Origin of the sequence: Lactococcus cremoris subsp. cremoris NBRC 100676 (assembly GCF_001591705.1) — a bacterium.
Lineage (GTDB): Bacteria > Bacillota > Bacilli > Lactobacillales > Streptococcaceae > Lactococcus > Lactococcus cremoris.
The window spans coordinates 1-9,044 of sequence record NZ_BCVK01000079.1; the positions used below are offsets into that span (position 1 = coordinate 1).

A 9,044-nucleotide genomic window follows, 5' to 3' on the forward strand; every position below is an offset into this window, starting at 1 on the left:
AATTCGGGTATATATTATATATTTTAGAAAAAAAGGTTACTGGGTGAAAGGAGTTCATCATAGAGAGGTGGAAGAAGATTAATGTTTAAAAATCGAAAATATAATGACATCATCGCATTTCATAAAAATTTGATGTTAAAAGAAAATGGTCAAGTGTACGCTATGTTTGAAGTTCCGGCAATGAATTTATCTCGTACAGATGAACAAGCAAAGGAAACAGCGAAAGCAATTCAACATAGTGCTTTTCTTGAACTCATTCCATATCACAATGGGGAAATCCTAACTTTGCCTATGAATCTTGATGTGTTCTCTCGTTATCAAGTCTTATCGGATGATTTGGCAGATGATACAAGAGAAGTAGCAGAATATATGTTTGATGGTACGTTAGATTTATTTGCTGAAGAAATGGGCGCACCTTATGAATATCGCTATTTTATGGTTATTCCATTAAAAAATAACTTTATTTCTACAAACCTTATTAAGACCATTAAAACAACGTTTGAACAATTAAAAGCGCAAGCAATGGGCTATTTGAAAGAAAAACAATTTTTTGAGGATTGGTATGAAGAGTATGAGGGGCTTAATGATACGCTATCCTCTACTCTGTCAACGTTGGATGCAAAACCAACAAATGGTGAGCAAACAAAGTTTATTAATCGTTATCAATACTTACGTGGCTTATATTATAATCGTGAACATGAGGTCAACATGTTGGAAAACTCTATTTCTAATCTTGAAGAAGTTCGTAAGAAATACTTTGTGGATGGTACAAGCCGTTTAGGTAACGATTATGGAGAAAGTGTTGTAAAAGTTCTTCCGATTGCTTATTTGCCAAATAATGTAAGTTACTTTCATTTGGTAGAGTATATTCAAACGATGCCTTTTCCAGTTGAAGTTAATACGAAGTATTATTTTAATAAACGAAAAGGTTGGAACTCTATTAAGAAAAAGGCTGAACGTGCTTTAGGAAGACTAAAACAAACACAGATTGAAGCTTACGAAAAGGATTCAATTCAAAATGATAATATTGGAGCTTCAGTTGAAGTCTTAGGAGATGTTATTCAAAGGGATAATGCAAATGAGGTTTTTCTTTCTTATCTCATGACCCTTATTATTACTGGTGAATCAGTAGAAGAGGTTGAATGGAAACAAAACCATTTGATGGAGAAAATGAAGGCTTATAATGTTGAGCTATCTTCAGCAATGGGTGACCAGCCCTATTTACTTGATAAACTTACTTTTGCTAGTGATTTACTGGCAACGGATAAAAACTGGATACAGCCAATGTCAATTGAGAGTTTCTGTGAGAACCTCTTTTTTGTTACCGAAAAAGTTGGGTTTGACTACGGTTTCTATCTAGGTCGTGTTGATGGTTCAAGTCGAAATTATGGTGGAGATTTTAAGCAAGCACTTGCTGATTCTAATAACCTTGTTTTTGTCAATCCATTTGCTGTTAATAAAGACATCTTGGGAAAAGTAACCAATAATCCAGCGACTGATGTTACAGGTGAAACTGGGGCGGGTAAAAGTTTCTTGGCTAAACTGTTGTTCTTGTATATGACTTTAATGAAATCTAAAAATTTATATATTGACCCTAAAGCAGAGATGCGAAATCAATATTTAAAGGTCATGGAAGAATACAAAAATGCACCTATTCCTGATGATGATGCAAGCGAAAAGGAAATTTGGTCTTATAATTTCAAACAAGCGATTGTAAGATATATTTAGAAAATTAATTTCATTACTTTTGATGCGGAAAATGAAAAAAATCACGGGGTGCTTGACCCTATTGTATTTTTAACTGGTCAAGAAGCAGTTGATTTAAGTAAAACACTTGTTAAACAAGTTATCCCTGAAAAATATCGAAATATCGATTTTGACACGGAATTTCCAAATGCGGTTGAAATGTTCCTTGAAAAACGTAAACGTGGTGAATTGGTTGGTTTACTTTCCGTTTTTGAATATCTAAAAGACAATGAAGTTGAAGGAATTTCTAAGGTGGCTAAATATTTAATTGGTAATAGTCACCGCTCTGTTCTCTCACTTATCTTTTCAAATGGTCAAAATAAAGCGATCTCTATGGAAAGTCGCATTACTATTTTAGAAGTTCAAGGGCTTTCACTTCCACAAGCTGGAGATAAACCTGAGCAATTCACAGATTCTCAAATTAATTCCTTAGCGATTATGTATGCTTTAGGACATTTTTGTACATGGTTTGGTCGTAGAGATAAATCAGAAAATACATCTACGTTATTTGATGAAGCGTGGTTTTTGGAATCTACACCAAGAGGGGCGCATATTTTGAAAGAAAAACGGAGAACTGGTCGCTCTTATAATGATTTTACATTCCAAGTTTCACAATCGGTTAAAGATAAGAGTGAGCTTGAAGGGTTGAAAGATAGCACTAGTTTTGGTCAAACCTTTGCCTTTCTTGAACCAAATGAAGTTGATGAAGAATTAGCTTATCTTAAAATTCCGAAGACAGATGAATCAAGAAAAATGATGAATACAATGACAAGAGCGCAATGTGTTTATAAAGATTGTTTTGGTCGAAAATCAAGAATGACAGTAGATGGAGTTTTTCCTGAAATTGCAAAACTTTTTGAAACACAAGAAGGTAAAAATGCTTCGACTAGAAAGGTAGCGTAAATGAAAAAAAGAACAGTCCTTATTTTAGTGGCGCTGTTTTTCTGTTTTATTCTCCTTTCCAAAGTCGGGGCTGATACATCAAGTGGTTCAATACCTGGTATAGATTTACCAGACCAAAATACACTAGATGATTTAAATAACTCTGCGGATGATGCACAAAATGCGGTTGATGATATAAAGGATGCTTCAGATGATGCAATAAATAAAGAGTTAGGTGATGATTCAACAAATTATGAATTAGGTGATGATAAAACACCACTCTATGTTTATACATCTTATCTTGATACTGACAATAAGATTAAAGTTACTGTTAATATGGGGGTGCAAGGTGTATTCTACATTGCAAAACAAGAATATAGTTTTACAAAGTGGATAGATAACATGTTTTCTAAAATCAATGTTGTTAAAGACTATGGAAAAGTTGTTCTTGCATCAGGAAAAACAGTTTATGATTCCTTGCTCAGCCCGTCTAACCCTTCTTTTTGGTTGATTGCAACATTTATACTGTATAGCCTGCTTCGAGCATTCTTAAAAGGGCATCTTGCTAAAACAGTAATAGTGATTTTTGGTTTACTGATATTGAATAGTTCATTTTTCAATTTGGGCGGAAAAGTTATTGATACAGTTCAGACTAAATCGGCAGATATTAATACTTCAGTGATTGAAAAAATTAAAATTGGTGGGGTATCTAACGGTAAGCCTGATTTACTTCAAACAATGGTTATTACACCATTTGAAAGAATGAATTTCGATAATGATAAGCAATATGGTACTAAAAGTGAAAATGTTAATAAATTAATTAATTCAGGCGGAGATGCTGGTAAAGTAGCGGACATAAGGAAAGCCGAAAAAGTAAGTCATTTACGCTTTAATGAAATTGGAGATAAGTTTTCTGTTGCTCTTGGGGCAGTTATCAATAATTTTGTTTTAGGATGTGGTGTTTTACTCTTCAAGTTAGGAGCACTTATTGCGGGTATTGCATTTCTTGTTTTCTTACTTGTAGCACCTATTGTAGCCTTTTTAGTTTTCCTCTCAGTTTTTGAGCAAGCGGGTAAAAACTTAGTTGTCAAAACAGGGGTAACCCTTATTTTGTCTGTACTTTTAGGGTATGCGACAACTTTATTTTTAAGTTTGAATAATTTCTTAGATACTATCTTTGGTGGTGCTGGTGCAAATTATTTGTTTATGTCAATCGCAAAAGTGATTGTATATGTTATCTTGTTTAAATTTAGAGGTTTCTTCTTCTCTGTTTTAGGTAATGCATCAAGTGCGATTACAAACAATCGAGCATTTAATGCAATGGACACAGCATTTTCAAGAGCTAAACAACGGACATTACAGCCAATATTGGCTGATGGAACAGCGGGAATCATTGCTGGTAAAACTTTTGCAAAAGATATTAATTATAAAGTTGGAACGGGTGCGATTAATCGTCGTCGTTCAGAAAATCGATTTAAAAAGTATGGTGAAAGTATGAAGAATATTCTTGACCCTAATTCCGATGAGAAAAAACGTAATAAGGCAACTAAACAAAAAGAGCGCTTTGAGAAACGTTTTGAGAAACAAAATAAAAAAGCGGAGAAAAAACAACAAAATACTCAAACTTCAGAAACTAAAAAGAAACGAGCAAGTGACAAAGTTGCTCCTTATTCTGATATGAATAAAGCACAACCTAAGACAGAAACAGGTAAAAATCTTAAATATTTGAAACAAAAATCGGAGCAAAAAGTTGAACATGATAAAAAACTTGAACAATTACGCCCAGAAACTGAGCGAATGGTGAAAAATACGCAACAAAATTATGAGAAAAAACATCAATCAGCAGAAAGCAGAAATCAAGCAATTGTTAAAGGTGTAAAAGCGAATCAAGAACAAAAAGCAAGTGCGCAAAGAATGGCACAACGCTTTGAAAAAAATAAACAGCGTTTTAGTCCAAATAGTAATAAGCCTACAAAAACGAGTGTGAAACAGTCTGTTAAGTCAGAAGATATTAAACGAGAAAATACTCAAATCAATCGTCCTACTAAGATTAAAAATGAGTTGTAACAAAAGGGGGAGTTGTGATTAAAAAGAAACTGAAGCGAAAAATTGCTTTATCTTTTGTTCCTCTTTTATTGCCTTTTGTTTTCCTTTTAACTTTTGTATTTGTCCTTTTTAATGTTGTTACTGCGGATGATTCCTCTAATAATAATGTTAATGTGAACACTACACAGCAACAAGTCGCAAAAACGATTTGGGATAGAGCACTAAAAGAGGGCGGAACTAAAGAAGGAGCTGCTGCTTTAATTGGTAATAACCAACATGAAAGCGATGGATTGATTCCAAGCGCTATTCAAAGTCAAGCGTCCTATGATGAATCAAAAGCTATGAATGGTAGTATCGGTGGCTATGGCTTTGGTTTAACACAATGGGATAGTGGTAGGCGAGTTAGTTTGCTTAAGTACGCTAAAAGTCAAAAAAAATCTTGGACAGATACTAATATTCAAGTTGAATTTATGTTTGAACATGATGATTCTGATTCTACGTTGATAAAAAAATTAGTTAAAGAAACTAATATTAATCAAGCCACAGAAGATATTATGCGTAAATGGGAACGTGCGGGGGCAGTTGATAGCCTTTCTCAGCGTCAAGAATATGCTCAATATTGGTACACATTCTTTACTACTGGTGGTGATAATGGAACTGGTGGCGGTTCAGGTGGCTCAGGAATTACTCCAGGTATTCCGTCGGGTTGGACTTTGGATAAACCAATTAATACTAGCGGTTATATTGCATCAAGTTATGAGTACAAACAATGTACGTGGTTCACGTGGAATCGAGCTAAGGATTTCGGTATTACTTTTGGAATGTATATGGGTAATGGTGCTGATTGGCAAAAACAAGCTGGTTATAGTGTAACCACTACTCCTGTTCTTCATAGTGCGGTTAGCTTTAGTGGTGGTCAAACTGTAGGTGGTCAATGGAACGCAGACCCAGTTTACGGTCACGTGGCTTTTGTGGAAGAAATACATTCAGACGGTTCAGTTTTGATTTCACAATCAGGAACTGGTTTTAGTACGGTTTATACTTTCCAAGTTTTAACAAAAGCACAGGCTAGTCAATTACATTACGTGATAGGAAAATAAAAAATAGTCGATTAACGTTCGGTATTAACCTAGTTTTCACGTTGAAAATTCCAGGGCTTTTAAAGTTATTTCCGAACAATGAAGAGGAGAGGATATGAGCAAACTTGAAGAGGTTAGAGCAAGTGGCAAAATGTCAGAAAGAATATTAGAAAATAATTTCAGAATTTTTGACCACAGACTGCGAGAAATGGAGGGAGAACTAAAACTCTGTCCTTATGCGACTTTATCTGAAGTTATAGCTTGGGCTGAACAATTAAAAATAACAATTGGGAAAATTAAACTAATACAAGAAAGCAGCATAGTAAAATCTAAAAAAAAATGGGAAAGCTTAGAAGAAAAAATGTTGGCATATTTGCAGATAGATAAAGCATTTATTCATGTATTTTCTGACCATATTATTTTCCTCGTTCAATTAGAACAACGCTATCATCAAAGATTAGACATTTTTGCAAACAATTTAGATAATAGCGTTCGCTATCTAAAAAAATATGCGGATGATTTGGAAAAGCAAGGATTTTCAATAAGTGGCATACTTGCGGAAAGTAAAAATTTAAGTGATATGAACTGGTTGAGTATCTTAAATTATTAATTAGAAAATATGAGGATAGAAAAATGGAAACACCAAAAATTTATGTTGTAAATTTAAATAGTTACAATAATATGAAAACTCGAGGGCGCTGGTATGATTTACCAGTTGATTTCAGACAAATTCAACGTGATTTATTGCTTGATGAAGAACATGGTGAGGAATTTGCTATACATGATTTTGAAAATTTTTACGGATATAAAGTAGGTGAGTATTCATCAATCAAAGAACTTAATGAGTATGCTGAAAAATTAGAAGAAATTTCTGATTTAGACCACATAAAAGAGTTTCTTGAAGTTTATAGTATTGATGATATTATAGACAATAGAGATGATTTGGACTTCGTTGAAGCTGGTGATGCTGAAGATTTGGCGCAAGAATTAATTGAACAAATGGGCGGTGTAGAAACTTTAAGTGTAGAAACACTACAAAGATATTTTAACTTTGGTTCTTATGGTCGAGATTTAGCGATAAATGATTATGCAAAAACAAGTCACGGATATGTTAGAAATATTTAGTAGTTAAGAAAAAGAGCAGGGAAAACCTTGCTCTATTTTTTTTTGCGTTGGGAGGTAAGAATGAGTGAAAAAAAATATGGAACTAAACAAGAAATAGCAGAAATGTTTGGTGTAAAAAAGGGAACTTTAGATAATGATTTGACAAAAATGAGGCGAAATCCAAAATTTTCAGAGTATGTGATCAGAAAAAGTTATAAAGTTACTCTAGTGAGTGTTGTAGGTTATGAAGAATTTATAAAATACTGCGGACGACTGCAAGAAATCGTTTAAAAAATGTTAGAATAGTAATGTTCAAGTCTTCTAACATTTAATGAAAGGATAATTTAGAAGATGAAAATATCAGAAGATGGAATAAAAGTTTTAGACCCGTTTTCTACTGAAGCGAAGAATGGAAATCAAGTATGGCATTTAAAATATTGGAATGAACCAACTCAAGAGTGGTTAATTGTGACAAAGACTATTTCAAAAGGAAAACATACTAAAAAATGTCCAGCAGAAGTTTATAATTATTTAGAGAAACGTGTAAGAGAAAAAATTTATAAATATTCTGAATTTAAAATTAATGTGAGTGTATCTGAAGCATTTAAAGAGTGGTTGTCTAAAAGAAAGCTAGAAGTAGAATCTGGTTTAATATCTGAAGGAACATATGAGGGAGATGTAATCTATACTAAAAATTTTTTATCAGAATTTGGACATTGGAATTTGAAATCAATAAAAACTATTCATCTAAAAACCCGAATTGCTAGTTGATTATTTAGGCATGACTTGATACGCGATAGAATATCTTAAAGTCTCTGGTTCCAGTGATTTAGCTGATTTTAACAATAAAGAATACGCTAAAAGTATCATCTCTAATTTCAATTGAAAACCTTGAGGGGAACGACTTTTACAACGCTCAGCTCCTAGATTTGTCAAAAAAGAGAAAACTCGCTCAATCACTTTTCTACGTTTTGAAAAATTAGGGAAAAGGATTTTCTTTTGCTTCATGTTCTTCCTGACAGGTGTCATTAGATCAATTCCTTTTAATTCCAGCCTATCATGCAGTGACTGACCTAGATATCCCATATCTCCAAGGACTGTTGGTGTCCCAAATTGACTCAACACTTCCTCTGTCATTGAACTATCAGCCATTGAAGCAGGAGTAATTGTGTAGTCTATGACATAGCCTGATTCACTGACTAAAGCATGACATTTACATCCATAGAAGTACTGTCCCTTTGTAGCATTGTAGCCAACATTTGCATAATCTCCAAGACCTTTGCTTCTGAAATTACGAATAGGCTGACACAAAGGAATGGGGAAGCTGTCAATAATGGATACACTAATTCCTTCAACCTCTTTAAAGACGAGTGCTTGGCGAATGACTTGGATACTCGGTAAGAGGGCATTACAACGGCGGACAAAGCGATAATATTCTAGGAAATTAGGAAATAAACTTTGAGCAAGTTGGTGCTTAGCTTTAAGCGTTTCACTAAAATGCAGTACGCCCCAGAGGTAACAAGCGATAACTAAGCAATCTGATGTTGCGAGATGGACGTTCTTTCGGTTTTGAACCTCAAGGGAAACCCTCGTTTGATAAAGCGTCTCAATGGTTGTCAGTAAATAAACAAAAACTTTTGGAAGTGTGCTATTATAAGTCATATAAGTCGTGCGCTTTCTAATGCTTAGTGGTTTAAGATTAGGATAGCACGACTTATTTATTTTCCAATGAACTTAACTAGCAATTCGGGTATTCTGGTATATTTTTTAAACCTTCCTCATTCCATTTTTCTGGTTCTAAGGCAAATATAGAACTAAGCATAATGAAACGTGAAATGTTGTTCATTTTAGCTACTTCCATGACTTTTACGGCCCCGTAAGCGTCAGTTTGAAGTAAATCTTTACCGCGAGAACCCGCAGTAAAATAAATAACATCTACTGTGCCAATAATCCGAGCTAAATCATTAACATCTTTGTGAAGGTCTAGCATAACAGATTTAACCTGACTGTTTTCTGATACCTTTTCTGGGTGTCTAGAACCTGCTATGATTTGATGACCATCAATTACTAAATTTTCAATCAAACTTGTAGCCACTCTACCTGTGGCACCTACTATAAATATTTTCATAACACTCTTTCTGTAATTTTTAAAAGTTAATACAATAAACTGGAGTTAATGTGATATTC

General features: G+C 33.9%; 8 protein-coding genes and 1 pseudogene. 7 read left to right on the forward strand and 2 right to left on the reverse strand.

Features of this window, described 5'->3' with window-relative positions; translation table 11 throughout:
- Positions 1–876: 876 nt before the first annotated feature.
- The 7 genes and pseudogenes from LLA01S_RS13430 to LLA01S_RS11235 all read left to right on the forward strand — a co-directional run bounded on the left by LLA01S_RS13430 (position 877) and on the right by LLA01S_RS11235 (position 7,628).
- Positions 877–2,649: pseudogene (locus LLA01S_RS13430) on the forward strand (ATP-binding protein).
- Positions 2,650–4,695: a cell division FtsX domain-containing protein gene (locus LLA01S_RS11210; RefSeq protein WP_061778320.1), complete on the forward strand. Its 2,046-nt coding sequence runs from the start codon at positions 2,650–2,652 to the stop codon at positions 4,693–4,695.
- A 14-nt stretch (positions 4,696–4,709) separates the two neighbouring features.
- A complete protein-coding gene (locus tag LLA01S_RS11215) occupies positions 4,710–5,774 on the forward strand; it encodes a phage tail tip lysozyme (protein WP_061778321.1) in 1,065 nt (354 codons plus the stop codon).
- Between the two features lie 94 nt (positions 5,775–5,868).
- Complete coding sequence (locus LLA01S_RS11220; protein ID WP_061778322.1) at positions 5,869–6,363, forward strand: hypothetical protein; 495 nt, start codon at positions 5,869–5,871, stop codon at positions 6,361–6,363.
- Positions 6,364–6,386: 23 nt separating this feature from the next.
- On the forward strand, positions 6,387–6,878 hold the full coding sequence (locus tag LLA01S_RS11225) for an antirestriction protein ArdA (RefSeq protein WP_032951226.1): 492 nt from the start codon (positions 6,387–6,389) through the stop codon (positions 6,876–6,878).
- A 60-nt stretch (positions 6,879–6,938) separates the two neighbouring features.
- Positions 6,939–7,148: a hypothetical protein gene (locus LLA01S_RS11230; protein ID WP_017865109.1), complete on the forward strand. Its 210-nt coding sequence runs from the start codon at positions 6,939–6,941 to the stop codon at positions 7,146–7,148.
- Between the two features lie 60 nt (positions 7,149–7,208).
- Positions 7,209–7,628, forward strand: a complete 420-nt coding sequence (locus tag LLA01S_RS11235) for a hypothetical protein (RefSeq protein ID WP_021213107.1) — start codon at positions 7,209–7,211, stop codon at positions 7,626–7,628.
- Here LLA01S_RS11235 and LLA01S_RS11240 read toward each other — a convergent pair whose 3' ends face one another.
- Together LLA01S_RS11240 and LLA01S_RS11245 are read right to left on the reverse strand one after the other, a co-directional pair.
- Positions 7,629–8,519 carry an IS982 family transposase gene (locus LLA01S_RS11240; RefSeq protein ID WP_061778323.1) on the reverse strand — a complete coding sequence of 297 codons (891 nt, stop codon included), beginning with the start codon at positions 8,517–8,519 and terminating at the stop codon, positions 7,629–7,631. It abuts the gene before it with no gap.
- A gap of 76 nt (positions 8,520–8,595) precedes the next feature.
- Positions 8,596–8,985, reverse strand: a complete 390-nt coding sequence (locus tag LLA01S_RS11245) for an SDR family oxidoreductase (RefSeq protein ID WP_061778324.1) — start codon at positions 8,983–8,985, stop codon at positions 8,596–8,598.
- Between the last annotated feature and the right edge of the window lie 59 nt (positions 8,986–9,044).

Bases quoted from the DNA above. Each gene is read 5' to 3' on its own strand.
- LLA01S_RS11210 (WP_061778320.1), top strand. From the start codon at position 2,650: ATGAAAAAAAGAACAGTCCTTATTTTAGTGGCGCTGTTTTTCTGTTTT.
- LLA01S_RS11220 (WP_061778322.1), top strand. From the start codon at position 5,869: ATGAGCAAACTTGAAGAGGTTAGAGCAAGTGGCAAAATGTCAGAAAGA.
- LLA01S_RS11225 (WP_032951226.1), top strand. From the start codon at position 6,387: ATGGAAACACCAAAAATTTATGTTGTAAATTTAAATAGTTACAATAAT.
- LLA01S_RS11230 (WP_017865109.1), top strand. From the start codon at position 6,939: ATGAGTGAAAAAAAATATGGAACTAAACAAGAAATAGCAGAAATGTTT.
- LLA01S_RS11235 (WP_021213107.1), top strand. From the start codon at position 7,209: ATGAAAATATCAGAAGATGGAATAAAAGTTTTAGACCCGTTTTCTACT.
- LLA01S_RS11240 (WP_061778323.1), bottom strand. From the start codon at position 8,519: ATGACTTATAATAGCACACTTCCAAAAGTTTTTGTTTATTTACTGACA.
- LLA01S_RS11245 (WP_061778324.1), bottom strand. From the start codon at position 8,985: ATGAAAATATTTATAGTAGGTGCCACAGGTAGAGTGGCTACAAGTTTG.